General features: G+C 63.7%; 20 protein-coding genes. 9 read left to right on the top strand and 11 right to left on the bottom strand.

Going from position 1 to position 17760, the window contains the following annotated elements; genetic code table 11:
* Positions 1-14 precede the first annotated feature (14 nt).
* The 4 genes from ACOZJV_RS08545 (at position 15) to ACOZJV_RS08530 (ending at position 4164) form a co-directional block, all read left to right on the top strand.
* Entirely contained in the window at positions 15-491 is a 477-nt protein-coding gene (locus ACOZJV_RS08545) for an aromatic-ring-hydroxylating dioxygenase subunit beta (protein WP_078473831.1), read from the top strand.
* 16 nt (positions 492-507) lie between these two features.
* On the top strand, positions 508-1464 hold the full coding sequence (locus ACOZJV_RS08540; protein WP_421547339.1) for a PDR/VanB family oxidoreductase: 957 nt from the start codon (positions 508-510) through the stop codon (positions 1462-1464).
* Between the two features lie 208 nt (positions 1465-1672).
* Positions 1673-2833, top strand: coding sequence for an OprD family outer membrane porin (locus ACOZJV_RS08535; RefSeq protein ID WP_242487587.1), 1161 nt, complete (start codon positions 1673-1675; stop codon positions 2831-2833).
* 26 nt (positions 2834-2859) lie between these two features.
* On the top strand, positions 2860-4164 hold the full coding sequence (locus tag ACOZJV_RS08530; protein WP_238596244.1) for an MFS transporter: 1305 nt from the start codon (positions 2860-2862) through the stop codon (positions 4162-4164).
* A gap of 60 nt (positions 4165-4224) precedes the next feature.
* Here the strand turns inward: ACOZJV_RS08530 and ACOZJV_RS08525 are convergent, their stop codons facing one another.
* Together ACOZJV_RS08525 and ACOZJV_RS08520 are read right to left on the bottom strand one after the other, a co-directional pair.
* Entirely contained in the window at positions 4225-5163 is a 939-nt protein-coding gene (locus ACOZJV_RS08525; protein WP_421547338.1) for a LysR family transcriptional regulator, read from the bottom strand.
* Positions 5164-5535: 372 nt separating this feature from the next.
* The gene (locus ACOZJV_RS08520) at positions 5536-5820 is read right to left on the bottom strand and encodes a hypothetical protein (protein WP_078473826.1); all 285 of its coding nucleotides are present in this window, start codon (positions 5818-5820) and stop codon (positions 5536-5538) included.
* Between the two features lie 298 nt (positions 5821-6118).
* Here ACOZJV_RS08520 and ACOZJV_RS08515 point away from each other — a divergent pair, with 298 nt between their 5' ends.
* Positions 6119-6472 (top strand): hypothetical protein, encoded by a 354-nt coding sequence (locus tag ACOZJV_RS08515; RefSeq protein ID WP_078473825.1) that lies wholly within the window; start codon positions 6119-6121, stop codon positions 6470-6472.
* Between the two features lie 12 nt (positions 6473-6484).
* Here the strand turns inward: ACOZJV_RS08515 and ACOZJV_RS08510 are convergent, their stop codons facing one another.
* Positions 6485-6931, bottom strand: coding sequence for an NUDIX hydrolase (locus ACOZJV_RS08510; protein WP_421547337.1), 447 nt, complete (start codon positions 6929-6931; stop codon positions 6485-6487).
* A 57-nt stretch (positions 6932-6988) separates the two neighbouring features.
* Positions 6989-7561, bottom strand: coding sequence for a type 1 glutamine amidotransferase family protein (locus ACOZJV_RS08505; protein ID WP_421547336.1), 573 nt, complete (start codon positions 7559-7561; stop codon positions 6989-6991).
* Positions 7562-7793: 232 nt separating this feature from the next.
* Here ACOZJV_RS08505 and ACOZJV_RS08500 point away from each other — a divergent pair, with 232 nt between their 5' ends.
* Positions 7794-8204, top strand: coding sequence for a hypothetical protein (locus ACOZJV_RS08500; RefSeq protein WP_078473822.1), 411 nt, complete (start codon positions 7794-7796; stop codon positions 8202-8204).
* 37 nt (positions 8205-8241) lie between these two features.
* Here the strand turns inward: ACOZJV_RS08500 and ACOZJV_RS08495 are convergent, their stop codons facing one another.
* The 7 genes from ACOZJV_RS08495 to fabF form a co-directional block, all read right to left on the bottom strand.
* Positions 8242-8976 (bottom strand): UTRA domain-containing protein, encoded by a 735-nt coding sequence (locus ACOZJV_RS08495; RefSeq protein WP_078473821.1) that lies wholly within the window; start codon positions 8974-8976, stop codon positions 8242-8244.
* 104 nt (positions 8977-9080) lie between these two features.
* Positions 9081-9662, bottom strand: coding sequence for a nicotinamide riboside transporter PnuC (gene pnuC / locus ACOZJV_RS08490; RefSeq protein ID WP_078473820.1), 582 nt, complete (start codon positions 9660-9662; stop codon positions 9081-9083).
* Between the two features lie 34 nt (positions 9663-9696).
* Entirely contained in the window at positions 9697-11889 is a 2193-nt protein-coding gene (locus ACOZJV_RS08485) for a TonB-dependent siderophore receptor (protein WP_421547335.1), read from the bottom strand.
* Between the two features lie 121 nt (positions 11890-12010).
* Positions 12011-12883, bottom strand: a complete 873-nt coding sequence (locus ACOZJV_RS08480; protein WP_421547334.1) for a sulfurtransferase — start codon at positions 12881-12883, stop codon at positions 12011-12013.
* Positions 12880-14043 (bottom strand): phosphotransferase enzyme family protein, encoded by a 1164-nt coding sequence (locus ACOZJV_RS08475; RefSeq protein ID WP_421547333.1) that lies wholly within the window; start codon positions 14041-14043, stop codon positions 12880-12882. The genes ACOZJV_RS08480 and ACOZJV_RS08475 overlap by 4 nt, the downstream gene beginning before the upstream one ends.
* Entirely contained in the window at positions 14043-14960 is a 918-nt protein-coding gene (locus ACOZJV_RS08470; protein ID WP_421547332.1) for an ABC transporter substrate-binding protein, read from the bottom strand. The genes ACOZJV_RS08475 and ACOZJV_RS08470 overlap by 1 nt, the downstream gene beginning before the upstream one ends.
* Before the next feature lie 221 nt (positions 14961-15181).
* Entirely contained in the window at positions 15182-16450 is a 1269-nt protein-coding gene (gene fabF, locus ACOZJV_RS08465) for a beta-ketoacyl-ACP synthase II (RefSeq protein WP_421547331.1), read from the bottom strand.
* A 124-nt stretch (positions 16451-16574) separates the two neighbouring features.
* Between fabF and ACOZJV_RS08460 the strand changes: the two genes are divergently transcribed.
* The 3 genes from ACOZJV_RS08460 (at position 16575) to ACOZJV_RS08450 (ending at position 17698) form a co-directional block, all read left to right on the top strand.
* Positions 16575-17081 (top strand): winged helix-turn-helix transcriptional regulator, encoded by a 507-nt coding sequence (locus tag ACOZJV_RS08460; RefSeq protein ID WP_421547330.1) that lies wholly within the window; start codon positions 16575-16577, stop codon positions 17079-17081.
* 99 nt (positions 17082-17180) lie between these two features.
* Positions 17181-17387, top strand: a complete 207-nt coding sequence (locus ACOZJV_RS08455; RefSeq protein WP_201130318.1) for a DUF6021 family protein — start codon at positions 17181-17183, stop codon at positions 17385-17387.
* 119 nt (positions 17388-17506) lie between these two features.
* Positions 17507-17698 (top strand): DUF2188 domain-containing protein, encoded by a 192-nt coding sequence (locus ACOZJV_RS08450; RefSeq protein ID WP_421547329.1) that lies wholly within the window; start codon positions 17507-17509, stop codon positions 17696-17698.
* The last annotated feature ends 62 nt before the right edge of the window (positions 17699-17760 follow it).

The following is a 17760-nucleotide window of genomic DNA, read 5'->3' as shown; positions in this document are numbered from 1 at the left end:
GGCGGAGAACCTTGATGAACCTGAAATTACTGAACGAAGTCACCGCTTTCATCTGGCAGGAAGGCGACATGCTCGACCATGGCGAATTCGATGCCTGGCTGGACCTATGGGCGGAGAAGGGCACTTACATCATCCCGATCGACCCCCAGGAGCAGGACTTCGAAAACACCCTCAATTACGCCTATGACGACGCCGGCATGCGCCAGCTGCGGGTGCAGCGCCTGACCAGCGGCGAGTCGATTTCCACCAGCCCGCAGCCGCGTACCGTGCGCACGTTGTCGCGCTTTCGCGTGCTGTCGGAAAACGCGCAACAGGTGACGGTGCGCTGTGCGCAGAACCTGCGGGAATTTCGCAAGGACTCGCTCAAGCACTACAGCGCCGACATCGTCTATGAGCTGGAACGGGACGCAGGCACCTTCAAGATTCAGCGCAAGCTGATTCGCCTGATCAACTCCGACGATACCCTCGCCGGTATCGGTTACATCCTCTGATCATGGGCGTGAATCGATGACTGACAGTGTATTGAAGGTTGTGGTGCACAAGGCCCGGCAGCAGGGCGGCAACGTGCTGGTACTGGACCTGTGTGCCTCGGATGACACGCCGTTGCCCGCGTTCGAGGCCGGGGCCCATGTGGATGTGCATTTGCCCGATGGCCTGGTGCGCCAGTATTCGCTGTGCAGCGATCCGGCAGACCCTGGCCTCTATCGATTGGGGGTGCTCAAGGATCCGGCCTCGCGCGGTGGCTCCGAGGCGGTTCATGCCACGTTGCGCGAGGGAAGCGTGGTGACCATCAGCGCTCCGCGCAATCTGTTTCCCTTGGCGGTTGATGCCCAGCGTTCACTGTTGATCGGTGGCGGAATCGGCATCACACCGATGATCGCCATGGCCTATGCACTGCACGCCCGGGGCGCTGATTTCGAGTTGCACTATTGCGGTCGCTCGCGCAGTCAGGCGGCGTTTTTGCAAGAACTGGCCAGCGCACCGTTTTCCCAGCGGGTCAGCACCCATTTCGATGATGAGCCGGCCGGCAAGCTCGACCTGAATGCCGTGCTCGGCACTGCGGCTCCAGGCTGCCATGTGTACACCTGTGGGCCGTCGGGGTTCATGACCTGGGTGATCGACGCGGCCACGGCGGCTGGCTACGGCAATGAGCAGGTGCATCGCGAGTATTTCCAGGTTGAGGTTGACGGTTCCGGTGAGGCCTTCGAAGTCCACACCGCCCGCAGCGGTAAAACCCTGCAGGTGCAAGCCGGGCAAAGCATCGTGCAGGCCCTGGCCGAAGTGGGCATCGCCATTGACGTGTCGTGCGAGCAGGGCGTCTGCGGCACTTGCCTGTGTGACGTGCTGGAAGGAGAGCCCGATCACCGTGACGTCTACCTGACTGCAGACGAGCGCGAGGCGAACGATCAAATGCTGCTGTGCTGTTCAAGGGCGCGCTCCGGGCGCCTGGTTCTGGATATCTGATTCACCACTCAAACAACAATAAAAAACATGACAGCCGCGGGCGTTCAGATCGGCGCTGTCATTCACTGCCATGTCTCTGAAGTTCTGCCCCCAACCGTGGCAAACCTGTATGGATGTAACTATGTCAAAGCGAGCTTTGCGTGTGCATGCAATTCACTACTTAGGGCTTATAGGGATAGCAATACCGTGGTCGGCTCACGCCGACCTGATGGACGAGAGTCACCTGTCCTTGAACTTCAGGAACCTGTACCTGAACCGCAACTTCACCAACAGCGAGGCGCCCACCTCCAAAGTCGGCAACTGGTCCCAGGGCTTTGATCTGCAGTTTCAATCCGGATACACCGACACCCCGCTGGCCATCGGTTTCGATGCCAATGCGCAGTACGCGTTGCGGCTTGATTCCACGGGCAACGATGGTTCATTGCCCTACAGCACCTACGAGCAAAAGGCTGCTAATGACTACAGCCGCGCCGGTGGCACGCTGAAGCTGCGTTACTCGAAAACCGAAGTGAAAATCGGTGACCAGAAACCCAACCTGCCGATCGCTTCCAACGATCCCAGTCGGCAGCTCGATACCATCTACCAGGGGGCGGTGGTCAACTCCCGGGAAATAGACCGCCTGGAGCTGACGGGAGGGCGCTTCTGGTCCAGCGTCACCCGGCAGTCTTCCAACCACGAGCAGCTCTACAAGTACGGCTCGACCGACGATCTGGACAGCAAGGGGCTGGATTTCGGCGGCGGCACCTACTCGTTCACGCCGACCCTGCAAGGCACTTATTTTTATGGCGTGCTCAACGATATCTACCGCCAACACTACGCCGGTCTCAAACATGCGCTGGACCTGGGGGACGGCTACGTCCTGAAGACTGACCTGGGCTACTTCAACAACAGTGAAGATGGCAGTGCCCTTGCAGGCAAGGTCGACAACCGATCCTACAGCGGCCTGGTGACCCTGCAAAAAGGCGCCCATCTGTTTGGCGTCAGCTATCAGCGCATGCTGGGTGAAACGGTGTTCCCGACGCTCAACGGCTATGTTCCGCAACCGTATCTGCCGAACTGGGCAGGCCTGCCGTTCATCCGGCCGGACGAGCGATCGTGGTCGGTGCGTTATGGCTATGACTTCGCAAACATGGGGATACCCGGCCTGAAACTGTTCACGCGCTACATCAAGGGCACCGCGATCGACCGTGGTGCAGGGTTGAGTCATGACCAGGAAAGTGAACGCAACATCTTCCTGTCTTATGTGGTTCAAAGCGGTGCGCTCCAGGGCTTGAGCGTTGACCTGAAGAACTTCAACACCAAGCAGAAGTACGGCAACAACTATGACGAGTACCGCCTCGTCACCTCATACACCTGGAAGATCTGGTGAGCCGCTGGCTCGGTTTGGAGAAGTAGATGAGTAATTTCAAAGCAGGCGTCACCCAAACACCCAGCTCTTCCACCATGCGCCGAATTGTCATCGCCTCGGTGTTTGGCAACGCATTGGAGTGGTATGACTTCTTCCTGTACGGCACGGCGGCGGCGTTGATTTTCGGCCCGCTGTTCTTTCCTGCCGGGACTGATCCGGTGCTTGGCACCATGGGCGCGTTCGCAGGTTTTGCCGTGGGCTTTTTTGCCCGGCCCCTGGGCGGGATTATCTTTGGTCATATCGGCGACCGGGACGGCCGCAAAAAAGCGCTGGTCATGACGCTCAGCATCATGGGGGTTTCGACATTCCTGATGGGCTTGCTGCCGACATTCGAACAAGCGGGTTATCTGGCGCCCATCACCCTGGTGCTGTTGCGTATCGCCCAGGGCATCGCCTCGGGGGGCGAGTGGGGCGGTGGCGTGTTGATGATCAGCGAAAACGCGCCGGCCAATCGCGTCGGTTTCTATGCGGCCTGGAGCCAGCTTGGTGTTTCCGGTGGGTTTGTGCTCTCGGCCGCAGCGTTCTACCTGGTGCAGATGCTGCCCACCGAGGATTTCCTGAGTTGGGGCTGGCGCCTGCCGTTCCTGGCCAGTGTCCTGGTGTTCGGGGTCGGTATCTACATTCGCCGCAACCTGCCGGAGAGCCGCGATTTCGAGGATGCTGCGGCGCAACGGGCGAAGGTCAAGCATCCGCCGGCGATGGAAGTTCTGCGCAAGCACCCCAGGGAAGTGTTCCAGGCCATGGGGCTGCGCATGGCCGAAAACAGCTGCGCGTACATCTTCCTCGCCTTCGTGATGGCTTACGCAAAGCTGACCGGCTTGAGCACGCAAGTGGTGCTGGGCGGGGTGATGGTCGCCATGATTGTCGAGGCCTTCACCATTCTGTTCTGGGGTTGGCTGTCCGACATCATTGGCCGGCGTACGGTCTATGCCATCGGTTCCATCAGCCTGGTGCTATTCGCGTTCCCGTTCTTCTGGTTGATCGATACCCATGTCAGCGGCTACGTCTACCTGGCATTGCTGGTCGGCCTGGCCTTCTGCCACGGCGCCATGATCGGTACCCAGCCGGCGTTGATGGGGGAACTGTTTCCGGCCCATGTGCGCTATTCCGGCATGGCGTTGGGGCACGAGATTGCGTCGATTTTTTCCGGTGGGCTCGCACCGTTGGCGGCAACGGCCTTGTTCGGGGCCTTCCACTCGGCCTGGCCGGTGTCAGTGATGTTGATTGTGTTTGGCTTGATCACCACGGGCACCTTGTTCAGCATCCGGCGCAAACCGGATTTGCCTCACTGACCTTGCCCTGACAAAAAAGGCGGAACGGTTTCTACGTTCCGCCTTTTTTGTGGTTCCGGCTCAGCCGGCGTTGCTCAATTTGCTGATTGAACGCGCCAGGTGGCGGATCAGCTCCTGGGTGACGGTGGGCAGTTTGCGTGACTGGCGGCGAATGATCTGCAACTCGGTGCTGTTCATCTCCGGGCACTCCACCTCAAGGGCCACCAGGGTTCCGGCCTTGAGCTCCGGCAGGATCATCACCTCGGCCAGCAGGGTGCTGGCCATGTTGGCTTTGACGAAGTCGATGATCACCTGCAGTGAGTTGGCAGTGATTGCCGGCTCAATTTCAAACGGCTTGCCCTTGCACGACAGGGTGACCAACTCCCGCACCCGATAGCCGTGGTTGGGCAATACCAGTTGGGTGCTCGCCAGTTGTTCCAGGGTAATGGATGGCTGTCGGGCCAGCGGGTGATCAGGGTGGACGATGGCCCGCAGCGGCTGCTTGATACCGAACTGGCGGCGCAATGCAGGGTTGGGATGGGGAGCGAAGAGCACGCCGATCTGCGCCTGGTCTTCCATCACCATGTGCTGAACTTCAAGGGTCGGGGCAATCAGGATCTCGGTGCGCAGGCCCGGGTAGGATTTGAAAAAACTCTGCAATTTGCCGATCAGCTGCGCACCGAAGAGCCCTTCACCCACGGCCACCACTGTCTTGCCCAAATGCTGGCCGCGCAAATCGTCCAGCCGGTTGAGCAGCGCCTCATGTTGGCTCGCCCGTGCACGGTAGTAATCCACGGTGACCAGGCCCGCTTCGGTCAGGCGAATGCGGTGAGTGCCGGCTTCGATCAGATCGATGCTCAGCTCTGTCTGCAATAAATTTATTTGCCGGCTGACCGACGATGGGGCGATCCCCAGTTGGTCTGCCGCAGCGCGCATGGACCCTAGTTGATAGCTGAGAAAGAGATACTTCAGCCGCTGGTCCTGAAACTCCAGGGACGGGGTAAGTTTTGAAAGATCCATGCAAGGGCGACCTCTGAACTGCACATCAGGCGAAAGGAGCGCGACTCGTTGTTCGTGCTCTCGTTATGGTTATTTTTTTGCAATTAACGTGCCCCACCCGACTTCGTTTCCAGCTCTGCGCGTGCGCTATTTTCTGATGGCCGTCCCTGATCAAAGCAGCGTGCATGCGCTGAAGGGCATGCAGGTGAGCAAGACGCCGTGTGGGTGGTTGAGGCTACTATTTGCGCGGCTCGGGGCGTTACTGGAAATTCGTACAGACAGGCAACTGCAGGGTTGGCATGGACAACAAAGCCCGCACTCGGCGGGCTTTGGCGGATCAGTGCTCAGGTCATTGCTGCGCAGTGGATAGGCTGGATCTGCAGCCCCGAATGTTTAGACAAACGGCTGTGAAGCAAAGCCCCGGGGCAAGCGTTGCGGCCCCTTCATGGCGGTCAGTCTTTCTCGCCATGCGGCGCGCCAATCATTGGCGGTGTGGGTGGCCCTGGCTTTGCGAGCGGCGCGACGGGTGGCGTTGCGCTCATCCTTGCGGGCCTGTTTGTAGGCCTCGGTATTTCTGCAGCTACGGCATTTGACCCGGGTCAGTTCGGAGCTTGAGACCAGGTGGGTGCCGTGGTGGCCGCAGGCAAGGTGCCCTGCGACCTTGTAGTGGGTAACCATTGAGTGTCTCCTTCGTTAAGCGGGCGGCACCCGGAACATCTGGGGTGCTCGCTCGATCAGGCGAAGTACTCGATTGTCAGAGTGCTTCGCTGCGTCTGAATCCGCTTATCGCTGATCACGACATCTTGACTCTCGCCCGTATCAGCAGCGTCTTCATAAAGGTTTCGACCTTTATGGACCTGTGACGTTCACCTGCGGGCCGGGACGTTGCACGGCCCGGAAGATCGCGTCGCACGCCCACTCTGTTGTATTTTTGCCCGCGGTCGCAATTTCGCGCCCGCTTTGCGGATTACGCCCCATGGACGCCAAGCAACTGAAGGAGGCCTGCGAACGCCTCATCATGACCGACCACGAGGACCATGAAGAAATCATCTGGTCGCTGCAGCAGGCCGCCGACCCTGGCAGCGTGCCGTTCCTGCGCCAGGCGGTGTTGTTGAAGCCGCTCCTGGAGTACCTGGAATACGACGACTATGGTGCCTACTACAAGAAGTGCTTCTGGGCGCTACGGGCGATTGGCACCAGCGAGGCGGTGGCGGTGATCAAGGCGTTTGCCGAGTCCGAGGACCAGGTGCTCAAGGAGCAGGCGCTGTATCGCCTGCACAAGATCCGCAATCCCGAGACAGGTAGCCGCTACCCGCGCCTGGATATCTGAAGCAGCGCGGGCTCAGTCGAGCAGCCCGGCCTTCTTCAGCAGCTCGTACAGCCCCACGGGCACCAGTGGCGCCTGGTGGGTGAAGCTTGAGCTGTCATGCCAGCTTGCGGTAAAGGCCATGCCGTCGGTTTCATGGCCATTGAGGTGAGGCTGTTGGTAGAGGCTGGAGTCGTCGAAGTCGGCGTCGTAGATCTGCACGATTTCATGACCCTGGGTGCCGTCGTACATAAACAGGCTTTCCAGGGTGCCGAGCAGCCGAACGCCGCTGATGGCCACGCCCAGTTCCTCACGGACCTCCCTGACCACCGTCTGTGCACTCAGCTCACCGAACTCGATGCCGCCACCGATCGGGCGGAAGAAATGCTGCTTTTTGACCTTGTCGTACGCCTGGTTGACCAGGATTTTGCCGTTGTGGTGAAAGACGCAGAGGGCAAGTGGACGAATGCGTTGGGCAGCCATGGGCGGGGTCCGGTTAGCTGAAAAAAGGGCGCCATTAGAGCACGCTTTTTTTGATTTTCAGCCAGGGTGACGGTGCTCTGCCGCGTGCATCGCCAGGTAGGCGTCCAGGCGTTCATCGTGGATGCCCGCGACCCGCAGGATCTGCGCCATAAAGCTCACGGGTGCGGTGCCCGGGGCGGTGACGACACGCTGGTCGGCCACGGCATAGGGCACATCCTGATAGTGGGCGGCCCCCGCATAATTGAGGGCCAAGAGGTTTTCTGCCGAGTTGGAAGTGTGGCGCACCGCATCCAGCACGCCTGCCTGGGCCAGGACCCGGGTGCCGTCGCAGATGCCGGCGACGATCAGGTTTTTAGCATGGGCGGTGCTGATCAGGGCGCTGATGTCCGGGGCCTGCTCGGACTGCCAGACCGTGCCGCCACATACGATCAACAGATCGAGTTCATCGAGGTCGATGGCCTCGATCGCCAGGTCAGGAAGGATGCGCATGCCGCCGGAGGAGGTCACCGCCGCGCCGCCAGGGGTGGCAAAACGCGTCTGGAAACCGAAGTAACCGCGGCCCGTGGAGTTGATCAGGGCGGTTTCCCAATCGGCAAAATTCTCGCTGAGGATGGTGATGGAGCGTGTCATCGGAGTGTCCTTCTCATGGGGGCCTGCTTCAGGCGTCGAGTAGCCTGAAGTCGCCGTCAGCCTAACCGGGTTTGGTGTCAGTTTCTGTCAGGAGCGGGCCAGGCCACTGGTGCAGTCCCCTGATGGAAGATGGCTGGATTGATCAATGAGTTGTCCAGGTTGAACGATGCGGTCAATCTGGCTTTTGCAGATGATAGATATTCTTGTTTGTCAGTTGCCGAGGAAGCCTCCCATGATCATCGATCACCGCCAATTTCCCCTGGTCTGGTTGCACTACCGCCCAGCCGTGGGCCAGGACGATCCATTCGCCCAGCTCGACGCCTTGCTGCAACGCCAGCAGCCCTTTGTGCTGGTCACCGCCGACGTGCCGGGCGAGCAGCCGCAACCGAAAGAGGATAGCCAGGCTTCGCTCAAGCAGGCATCGCTGTGGATGAAGCAGAACAAGCAGGCGCTGCGCCGCTGGATCAAGGCCAGTATCGTGATTGCCCCGGACGCCGAGGCCCAGGCCCGGGTCGAGGCCTTCGCCGACGGCTACCAGAAGTTCTGGGGTTACCCCTTGTTGCACTGCGCTTCAGTCGAGGCCGCGAGTGCCAGGGTCGACAGCCTGCTGAGCCGCGCGCCGGCCACCCGTCACAATGGGTAGGGCGCGTTGTTGCCCGGGGCCCCTGTACCGGGTGGCTTCAGGCCGTGCCCGGGTAGCGGGTCTGCATCACGATCGACAGGGCATCGGGGCGCCAGAACTCCTGGTCGAACTCCACCGGCTGATCCGCTTCGCCGAAGTTCAGGCGCTCCAGGTAGACGCTGGTGGAGCCGGGAGACAGTTGCAGCAGTTCGGCTTGTTGCTCGTTGACCGTGCCGATGTGCATGTCCAGTTCGCAGCGCGATTGCACCCGCGAGAAGCGTTCGCGCAGCAGTCGGGTGAGGGAGGTGTTCAAGTCGGCGTCGAGCAGGCCCGGGCACCAGCTGGCGAGCAGCGCGTTGAACTCCAGAAGCACCGGGCGTCGGTCGATCCAGCGCCGGCGCTGAAGGTAGAACACGGGCTCGTCGGCCGAAGCCAGGCCCATGCGCCGTGCCAGCCAACTGCCGGCCGGGCGCAGTTCGGCCTGCAGGCATTCGGTGCGCGGGGTACGGCCCTGGGCGCTGACGTATTCCATGAAGCCGCTGATGCGCGTCGGGTCATAGCGGATGCGCTGCGGGCTGACGAACCAGCCCCGGCGGTTTTCGCGGTACACCAGGCCTTCGGCTTCCAGTTGCTGCAGGGCCTGGCGCAAGGTGACCCGGGTGCAACCGAAGCGTTCGATCATGTCGCGCTCGGAAGGGAATTTCTGATCGGCCTCGGGTACGCCATTGGCGATGTCGCTGGCGATCTGCTCGCGGATCCGCTGGTAGTGGGGGGAGATGGGATCGAAGGGCATTCGGTCTGGCGCCTGTTGGCGAAGCGAAGAGGACGATGGCGCCAAACGGCGCCATCAATAGGCTGCCTACACTAACCAATCGACTTGCCAGCCGTCGAGCGGGCTCACACGGGGCGCGCGTGTTGTTCCTGGCGCGCCAGGTCCTGTTGCCAGGCACGCAGGCCGTACACCGCCAGCACCACGAAGCCTGCGTACAACCCGGCCGTCAGGCGCAGGTCCTTGAACAGGAACAGGCCGACATACAGGCAGTCGAGGACGATCCACAACCACCAACTGACCACATATTTGCGCGCCGCCCAAACGCTGGCCACCAGGCTGAAGGCGGTGAGCAGCGCGTCCATCCAGGGCGCCGAAGCGTCGGTGTAGCGGTGCATCACTGCCCCCAGCAACAGTGCGCCGATAGCGCCGCACAACAGGCCCAGCAGGCCTTCGCGCAGGGGCAGGCGCGCCACCCGGACCTTGCCGTCGGCCAGGCCGCCCTGGCTCCAGCGCCACCAGCCGTAGCCCTGCAACACCACGAACACGCCCTGCAACAGGGTGTCGGAGTAGAGCTTGGCCTCATAGAAGATCCACCCGTACAGCAGCACCGCAAGCACGTTGACCGGCCAGCACCAGCGGATCCGCCGGGCGGTCAGCCAGACGCCAAGGATGTTGGTGATGACGGCAGCTATTTCGAGATCGGACATAGCAGGTTCCTTAACTCACACGTCAGGGGGGCAATCAGAAGTTGATCGAAGCACTCAGGCGGGCCGTCAGTGGCGCACCCTGGAACAGGTAGGCATCGCCCATGTATTCGCCGGCATCACGCCAGTAGCGCTTGTCGAACAGGTTGTCGACCGTCAGGCGAAACACCGTGTCGTAGCCGTCGATGCGAGTGCTGTAGCGGCTGCCGAGGTTGAAGATGGCGTAGGACCCGGTCTGCACCTGGCCCAGGTTGTCGGCGTACTTGCGGGCACTGTATTGCACGCCGCCGAGCACTGCCAGGCCATCGAACCAGGGCAGGGCGTAGTCACCGTAGAGGCTGGCCCGCAGCTTGGGGACGTTGATTGCCTGGTGCCCGTCATAGGCGTCGGTGCCACTGTCGCTGACCCGGGCGCGGATCGCTGCCACGCTCGCTGAAATCTGCAGGCGCTGGCTGGCCCAGCCATTGGCCGAGAGCTCCAGCCCAGTGTTTTTCTGTTGGCCCTGCTGGACGAAGGTGAAGGAGTTGGCGACGTCATCGTTGGGCCGCGAGTACTGGTAAGCCTGGCGCAGCTGGAACAGCGCGGCGGCGAAGCTGATGCGCTGCCAGTCATACTTGACCCCGGCCTCGATCTGCCGCGACACGCTGGGCGCCAGGATTTCAGAGGCGTTGCTGGCGAACCACGGCGCTTCGCCACCCAGGGACAGGCCCTTGCTGTAGCGGGTGTAGAGCGCCAGGTTGGGCGCCGGTTTATAGATCAGCGCCGCCTCGGGCAGGAACACGTATTGCTGGGTATGGCGGACGTCGTTGCCATCTTTGTCGAAGGCCTGTTCGTCCAGGCGCACTTCGCGCCCGCCGAGCACGGTCTGCCATTGCTCGTTGAAGCTGATCCGGTCATTGACGAACAGCCCGTACTGGCGGCTGTCGAGGCGGGTGTGGGACTTGTTGAGCGGGCCGCTGTAGCGCTCCAGGTCCGCCGGTTCGCTGTTGATGTTGCCGCTGCCGAGCCACTCGTTGATCGGCTCGCGTTTATCCACCACGCGGCGCAAGGCGCTGGTGCCGACGCTGAGTTCATGGCCCAGGCCGGCGGTGTCGAAGCGGCCGCTGAGCATGGCCTGGGCCTCGTCGGTGCGCCGGGTGTCGTCGGGGCTGCGGAAGTCGTAGATGTCGTAGTCGCCTTCCGGGCTGAAGTAGTTGGCGACGCCGGGGGTGATGCAGCGGACGGTGCAGCCGCCCCAGGCGAACGAACTGTAGTCGTCGATCACCACCTGGCTGCGCGACGCGCTGAAGCTGCCTTTCCACTGTTCGTTGAAACGGTACTCGAAGTTGCCATTGAGGTTCAGCGCCTCGCTGCTGACCGGCTTGGAGCCGCTCTGGTGCGCCAGCAGTTTTTTCGGCGAGGCGTGGTGCGGCAGCTGGGTGCCGCCAAGCAGTTGGTAGCCCGGCACCGAGCGCTGTTCCTTGGTCTGGTACTCAGCATCCAGTTGCAGCAGGGCGTCGGGGCTGATGTTCCAGTCGAAGGCCAGGGACACGAAGTCGCGCTGGCCATTGGCGTGCTCGACGTAGGAATGCAGGTCTTCATGGGCCACGTTGGCGCGCAGGCCGAATTGCTGCTGGCTGCCGAACCAGCCGCCGACATCGGTGGCCAGGTAGCCGCTGCCGCGATCGTCGGTGGAGACCGTCACCGAGCGCACGTCGGTCGGACGCTTGGTCACGTAGTTGATCAGCCCACCGGGTTCACTGATGCCGCTCTGCAGGCCGGCCAGGCCCTTGAGCAGTTCCACCTGCTGCTTGTTTTCCAGGGCGACATTCTGTTCGCCGGTGATGGTGCGGCCATTGATCTTGTAGCTGCTGGCGGCGTTCAGCGAGAAGCCGCGCACCACGAAGTTTTCGTAGTAGCCGACTGGTGCGTAGCTATCGCCCACCGAGGCATCGTTGCGCAGCACTTCGCTGAGCAGGCGGGCCTGCTGATCCTTGATCATGGCGTCGTTGATCACCGTGATCGAGGCCGGGGTTTCAAGCAGGGGCGCGGCTTCAAAGCCGCCGACCGACGCGCTGTGGGCCTGATAGCCTGAGGTGTCTTCGCCGGTGACGGTCACCGCCGGCAGTTCGGTTTCGCTGGCCTGGGCCGCAGGCATCGCGTTGGCCAGCAGCAGGCCAAGGGTCAGCAGGTTCAGTGCGAACCGCGGGGCGGACACTCCTTGGCGGGCCGTCCGGTAAAGCGTATCCATGTAAAGCTCCTCGACGACTGCGATCCCGGGCCAGGCGCGTGCCGGGCGCAGTAGCCCAGGCGCGCTCCAGGAAGGAGCCGTGCTGTTAAGACAGGAAAAAGCGATGAGTGCCCTAAGGGCGTCAGGCCGGAGTTGCTCCGGTGGTCATTGGCAAGTCTGAATCCGCGGCCCACTCTTGAAGCGAGCCATCATACAAGAGGACGTCGTCGCGTCCGACCCTTGTCAACGCCAGCGCGAGCGCCGCCGCTGAAATACCACCGCCGCAATACAGCACCAGCGGGCCCGGAGCCTGGAGCAAGTCGCTGCCCAGTTCCTGCTGCAGTTGTCTGCGTGGCAGGTAGCGGCCCTGGGCGTCGAACACGGTGCGCGCCGGCACGTTCAGGCTGCCCGGCAGGTGCCCGCGGCGGGCGTAACGGCTGGCCGTGGTGCCATGAAACAGCGCCGCCGACAGGGCGCAGATCAGCAGCCCCGGGCGCTCGCCAGCCAGCACGGCCTGCACGCCCTGGCGCTCGATCCAGAACCCCGGGCCCTGTTCCAGGCGCTGGGGAGCGACCGGCACCGGCGTCGATTCATCCTGTTCCAGTGGCAGACCGGCATCGCGCCAGGCGCTGAGGCCGCCGTCCAGCACTTGGGCGTGAATGCCCACGCTGCGCAGCATCCACCACAGGCGTGCGGCCCAGAAACCGTCGCCACGGTCATAAATCACCAGGTGGCTGCTCGCGGCGATCCCCAGGCGGGCCAGGCCGTTGGCCAATGCCTGCGGGCCGGGCCAGGCAAAACTGAATGGGGCCTCGGGCAGGGCCAGGTCATGCAGCAGGTCGGCATGCAGTGCGCCCGGAATATGGGCCTGGCGCCAACCCTCGCGACCGCTGGCCACGCGGTAGTCCTGGTCGAAGCGCGGCGACGGCAATTCGACGCTGGCGTCGAGCACCCGCCACTGGGGTTGGCCCAGATGCCCGGCCAATTCGGTGGGACTGATCAGGATCGGTTTCATCGGCCATGACCTCCCAGGCTGGCCAGGCGTTGCAGGTGTTCCAGCAGGCCTTGACCGGCATCGCCGGCAAACCAGTGCAGGTGCCCCAGCAGGTAGGCGTGGTAGGCCACATCGGCACTGGCGGTGGAGCCCACCACGCCCTGGAAATAGGCGATTTCCGACAGGGCGAAATCCACATGCACCACCGGCAGCAGGGCGGCCAGGGTCTGCAGGTCCCGGGCGGACAGCGGCTTGACGCTGGCGTAGCCGTCGAGCAGGGCGTCGATATCCCCGAGGGCGGCCCGGGCGCTGCCGCCCTGGTCGAGTTCCAGCCAGGGGATGGCGTTGCGTTCAATGGCCGTGGCCAGGTCGAACAAGGCAAAGGTGCGATCAGCCAGGCCGAAGTCGAGCACGCAACTGACGGCGGCATCCTTGGCGCTGGAACTCCACAACAGGTTGGAGCCGTGCCAGTCGTTGTGGGTCCACAGTGCCGGTTGCCGTGCCAGCAGCGGCTGCAAGGTGCGGTGCCAGGGTTGCAGCAGCGGCAGCAAGTGCGCGTGCCAGTCACGCTGCCCCAGGTAATCGGCCAGCGCCGGATCGCGGGCGATGGCTGCGTTGAGGCTGGACCTGAGGTCGCCACCGGCGAGCACTGTGCAGTTGGCCAGCAGGACACGGGCCTGGCGTGCGGGCGCCGGGTAATCCTCGGCGGCACGATGCAGGCGGGCCAGAGCCTGGCCGGCGGCCCAGGCCTGTTGCTGGCTGAAAAACGGCGTCCAGGACAACGCGTCGCGGTACAGGTCCTGGCCTTCAGCCAGGGCGTGCACCTCGTACGTCCACGGGCCCTGGGCGATGGCCGTGGCGCCGTTTGCGTCCGCCAGCACCGGGCTGACGTTGATGCCGCGCTGGCCCAGGTGCGCCATGAAACGGTGTTCTTCCTGGAGCCAGGCCGGGGTGCGCACACTCTGGTGATGGCGTTTGACGAACAGGGTCGCGGCGTCGGTCTGGACCAGGCTGGCGGCGGAAAACGGCCGGGGGCTGTGCCAGTCGATACGCTGCACCGACCCCAGTTGCGGGTAGCCGCGCAGCAACTGCTCGACGTCGTCGGCCTGCAATGCCGGCCAGTCGGCGGCCACCGGTTCGAGGCTCAGGCCGTGGGCGGTCAATGCCTTGAGCGCAGTCATCAGACTGGCTCCGGCAGGAAGGCATTGCTGGTGGCCTGGCGCCAGGCCTGGGCATCGTCCAGCACCCCGTTGGCGTGCAGCCAGTGGGCGTAGGGTTCGAGCAGTTCATCCCGTTGCCGGCCCCAGGCCCCCTCATGCAGCCAGGTGGGGGCGATCTTGTGCAGCGATGCCGCCAGCAGTTCGCGAGGGAAATAAGGCGTCACGTTTTCGTAGGCCTGCAGGGCGCTGGCCGGGTCCGCCGCGGCGGCCAGGTAACCCCGGGCACTGGCCGCAAGGAACGCTCGGGTCAGCTCCGGTCGGGCCTGCAATGTCTGTTCGTGGGCGCCCAGCAGGTAGCTGTGGTAAGCCGGTGCGCCCAGTTGGTCGACTGGCCAGACCACCCGCCGTTCAGCCTCGATCGGGCTGTCCATCAGGGCCTCCCAGGCCCAGTAGCCGCCGAAGCTGGCATCGGCGATGCCGGCGGCCAGTTGCTCGGGTCGCAGTTCGCGGGTGCCGCTGTCCACCAGGACCAGGGCATCCGGGTCGCCGCCGTCGACCCGCACCAGGTGCCGCACCATGGCCAGGCCGCGCGGTGTGGGGTTGAGCGCCAGACGCCGACCTGCAAGGTCTCGTGGGCGCCGGATTCCCGAGTCGGTGAGGGTCTGGATCGACTCCAGGCCCTGATGATTGATCGCGGCCACGCCTTGCAACGGCTGCCCCAGGGCCCGGCGTACCAGCAGGCGATTGCTGGGGAACAGCCCGAAGTCCACGGCGCCGGCCAACAAGTGATCCAGGGTGTCGCCGCGCCAGGGGTCATGCACCACCAGCTCCACATCCAGCCCGGCTTCTTGATACCAACCACGTTCGCGCGCCAGATACAGGCCGGCCGAATTCGGCCAGGGGTGAAAATATTCCAGCATGACCCTTACAGAAACCATCGCATTCGACTCCAACCCGAAGCCTTCGACGGCCTCGTGCACTGTGTTTGATTGCGGCGATTTATAAGGGAGCAATCTGGTATATACCAATATCCTTTATCACTATGGATATACCCGGAATGCGCAACGCCCGCACAGGGCGGGCGTTGCTTGGGGTGGAGCCGCAGTGCCGGTGCTCCAGGTACGTCGCCCGCAAGTGCGGACGACAACTCTGCGAGGACTTAAGCCCAGCGCTTGAACAGCACGCTGGCGTTGACCCCGCCAAAGCCGAAGCCGTTGGACAAGGCGTACTCCATGGGCCATGGACGGGCCTGGCCGCTGACCAGGTCGAGGCCGGCAGCGGCGCTGTCTGGGGTTTCCAGGTTGAGGGTGGCGGGCACGATCTGGTCGCGCAGCGCGAGCACGGTGAAGATCGCTTCGATGCCGCCAGCGGCGCCCAGCAGGTGGCCGGTGGCGGATTTGGTCGAACTGATGGCCAGGCCGCTGCCTGGGCCGAACACCGCCTGGATTGCCGCCAGTTCGCCTTTGTCGCCGACCGGGGTCGAGGTGGCGTGGGCGTTCAAGTGCTGGATCTGCGCGGCCTGTACCCCGGCCTGGCGCAATGCCTGGAGCATGGAGCGGCGTGCGCCGTCGCCATCTTCCGGGCCGGCGGTCATGTGATAGGCATCGGCGCTGGTGCCGTAGCCCACCAGTTCCGCCAGCGGCGTCGCGCCACGGGCCAGGGCGTGTTCCAGTTCTTCGATCACCAGCAGGCCGGCGCCTTCGCCCATGACGAACCCGTCCCGGGCCTGGTCAAAGGGCCGCGAGGCGCGCTGCGGGCTGTCGTTGTAATCGCTGGACAAGGCGCGGGCGGCGGCAAAGCCGGCGAGGCTGACCCGGTGGATTGCGGCTTCCGCGCCGCCGCATACGGCGACATCGACTTCACCGGCGCGGATCATCCGCGCGGCATCGCCAATCGCCTGGACCCCGGCAGCGCAGGCGGTGACCGGCGCGCCCAGCGGGCCCTTCAAGCCATGGCGGATCGACACGTGGCCGGCCGCCATATTGCTCAGGAATGAGGGGATGGTGAACGGCGACAGGCGCCGCGGCCCCTTGCTGTCGGTGGTGCGCACGGCTTCGGCAATCGCCGGAAAACCGCCCACGCCCGAGGCGATGATGGTGGCGGTGCGTTCCTGGGCCTCGGCGGTTTCGGGATGCCAGCCCGCCTGGGTCAGGGCTTCTTCGGCGGCGGCCAGGGCGAACAGGATGAAACGGTCCATCTTGCGCTGTTCCTTGAGCGCCAGCAGGGCGTCGGGATCAAACCCGGCCTCGGGGTCCTGATCACGGTCCTGGACCTGGCCACCGATGCTGATCGCCAGGTCGCCGATCAATTCCTCGGGCAGGCGACGGATCCCCGATTGCCCGGCCAGCAGGCGTTGCCAGATCTGTTCGACGCCACAACCCAGTGGGGTCAGCGCGCCCATGCCGGTGACGACTATGCGTTTGTTCATGAGGGTCCAGCTCCTTCAGCGTTTGGGGGGGAAGCGTCTTATGGACGTAACTATCATTATGAAAGTAACATGGCGCAGCGATAAAAGTCCTGGCCCACCCCGCCCGCTCGTCCAAGGAGACCCCATGCAGCGCAAGACCCTGATCCACGCCGAATGCCCGATTGCCCTGAGCCTGGAGCGGGTAGGGGAGTGGTGGAGCATCCTGATCATGCGCGACGCTTTGCAGGGGCTGCGGCGCTTCGAGGAGTTTTCCCGCAGCCTGGAAATCGCCCCGAACATGCTGACCCGGCGCCTCAACTCATTGGTCGAGGACGGCCTGCTCGAACGCCAGGCCTACAGCCAGCGCCCGCTGCGCTACCAGTATGTGCCGACCGCCAAGGGCGAGGATTTCGCTGGGGTGCTGCTGGCCCTGGTGGCCTGGGGCAACCGCCATTACGCCCCCGAGGGCGAGAGCGTGCAGATTGTCGAGCGCGGTAGCGGACGCCCGCTGCAACCGATGATGGTGGACAGGGCCGATGGGCGCCTGGTGCCCCTGGACCAGTGCACGGTGCAGGCCGGGCCTGCGGCCAGTGCCGGTATGCGCCAGCGCCTGGAGGGCCTGGCCCTGGAGAGCCTGGCCGAGACGCCATGAGCCTCGTGGGCCATTCGTCAGTTGCCTCGCACCTTGGTTGCCGTGGGGGCTCTTAGCTGTAGGCTGGCGTTTTTGCCGGGCCCTGAGCAGGAGGTGCACATGAGTGCCAGAACGCCCACCGGGCCGCGATCGTCCGAGCATGGTTCAGGTCAGGATGATCTGGGTTTCGACCCTGACTCCCCGGACCTGGCCGACCCGCAAGTCGACCCCATCGGTCCGGCCAAGGCGCCACTGGACGAGCACGATGACCCGTCCGAGCAGCGCTCCCGGGCCTACGATCCGCTGGCCAACCTGAAGAAAAAGTGAGGCGCCAGCACCGGCGCCGTCCCGACGTCTGGCGGGCACGGCCCGACCAGCCGGGTGTAAGGTAGTCCAGGCCATGTGCTCGGTCTCGGTCGAGACGGAGCGGCGATAAGGAGGTGACTATGAGCGTTGCGATGCTGAACAAAATGCATATCAACGGCTACGACGTGCTCAGCGTGAACAATGGGCCCTGGCGAGTCTGCACCCAGGGCGACCGCCTGGGTTCCTTCGGTACCCGGGAAGAGGCCCTGGCCTACGCCGCCTGCCTGCCGGTGCGCAAGGAACGAGCGGCACTCAAGGCGAGCACGCGCTGAGCGATTATCCACTCATCCAGTGGCCTGGAGCCTGGATCGGCCTGACCCTCGCCACCCCCCCT

The organism is Pseudomonas sp. QD4, assembly GCF_049199125.1.
GTDB lineage: Bacteria > Pseudomonadota > Gammaproteobacteria > Pseudomonadales > Pseudomonadaceae > Aquipseudomonas.
The sequence above is the reverse complement of the archived record's forward strand: the minus strand, read 5'-3'. Positions and strand labels throughout refer to the sequence as shown.

Excerpts from the sequence above, each read along its gene's own strand:
- ACOZJV_RS08545 (WP_078473831.1), top strand. The coding sequence starts at position 15 with ATGAACCTGAAATTACTGAACGAAGTCACCGCTTTCATCTGGCAGGAA.
- ACOZJV_RS08540 (WP_421547339.1), top strand. The coding sequence starts at position 508 with ATGACTGACAGTGTATTGAAGGTTGTGGTGCACAAGGCCCGGCAGCAG.
- ACOZJV_RS08535 (WP_242487587.1), top strand. The coding sequence starts at position 1,673 with ATGGACGAGAGTCACCTGTCCTTGAACTTCAGGAACCTGTACCTGAAC.
- ACOZJV_RS08530 (WP_238596244.1), top strand. The coding sequence starts at position 2,860 with ATGAGTAATTTCAAAGCAGGCGTCACCCAAACACCCAGCTCTTCCACC.
- ACOZJV_RS08525 (WP_421547338.1), bottom strand. The coding sequence starts at position 5,163 with ATGGATCTTTCAAAACTTACCCCGTCCCTGGAGTTTCAGGACCAGCGG.
- ACOZJV_RS08520 (WP_078473826.1), bottom strand. The coding sequence starts at position 5,820 with ATGGTTACCCACTACAAGGTCGCAGGGCACCTTGCCTGCGGCCACCAC.
- ACOZJV_RS08515 (WP_078473825.1), top strand. The coding sequence starts at position 6,119 with ATGGACGCCAAGCAACTGAAGGAGGCCTGCGAACGCCTCATCATGACC.
- ACOZJV_RS08510 (WP_421547337.1), bottom strand. The coding sequence starts at position 6,931 with ATGGCTGCCCAACGCATTCGTCCACTTGCCCTCTGCGTCTTTCACCAC.
- ACOZJV_RS08505 (WP_421547336.1), bottom strand. The coding sequence starts at position 7,561 with ATGACACGCTCCATCACCATCCTCAGCGAGAATTTTGCCGATTGGGAA.
- ACOZJV_RS08500 (WP_078473822.1), top strand. The coding sequence starts at position 7,794 with ATGATCATCGATCACCGCCAATTTCCCCTGGTCTGGTTGCACTACCGC.
- ACOZJV_RS08495 (WP_078473821.1), bottom strand. The coding sequence starts at position 8,976 with ATGCCCTTCGATCCCATCTCCCCCCACTACCAGCGGATCCGCGAGCAG.
- pnuC (WP_078473820.1), bottom strand. The coding sequence starts at position 9,662 with ATGTCCGATCTCGAAATAGCTGCCGTCATCACCAACATCCTTGGCGTC.
- ACOZJV_RS08485 (WP_421547335.1), bottom strand. The coding sequence starts at position 11,889 with ATGGATACGCTTTACCGGACGGCCCGCCAAGGAGTGTCCGCCCCGCGG.
- ACOZJV_RS08480 (WP_421547334.1), bottom strand. The coding sequence starts at position 12,883 with ATGAAACCGATCCTGATCAGTCCCACCGAATTGGCCGGGCATCTGGGC.
- ACOZJV_RS08475 (WP_421547333.1), bottom strand. The coding sequence starts at position 14,043 with ATGACTGCGCTCAAGGCATTGACCGCCCACGGCCTGAGCCTCGAACCG.
- ACOZJV_RS08470 (WP_421547332.1), bottom strand. The coding sequence starts at position 14,960 with ATGGTTTCTGTAAGGGTCATGCTGGAATATTTTCACCCCTGGCCGAAT.
- fabF (WP_421547331.1), bottom strand. The coding sequence starts at position 16,450 with ATGAACAAACGCATAGTCGTCACCGGCATGGGCGCGCTGACCCCACTG.
- ACOZJV_RS08460 (WP_421547330.1), top strand. The coding sequence starts at position 16,575 with ATGCAGCGCAAGACCCTGATCCACGCCGAATGCCCGATTGCCCTGAGC.
- ACOZJV_RS08455 (WP_201130318.1), top strand. The coding sequence starts at position 17,181 with ATGAGTGCCAGAACGCCCACCGGGCCGCGATCGTCCGAGCATGGTTCA.
- ACOZJV_RS08450 (WP_421547329.1), top strand. The coding sequence starts at position 17,507 with ATGAGCGTTGCGATGCTGAACAAAATGCATATCAACGGCTACGACGTG.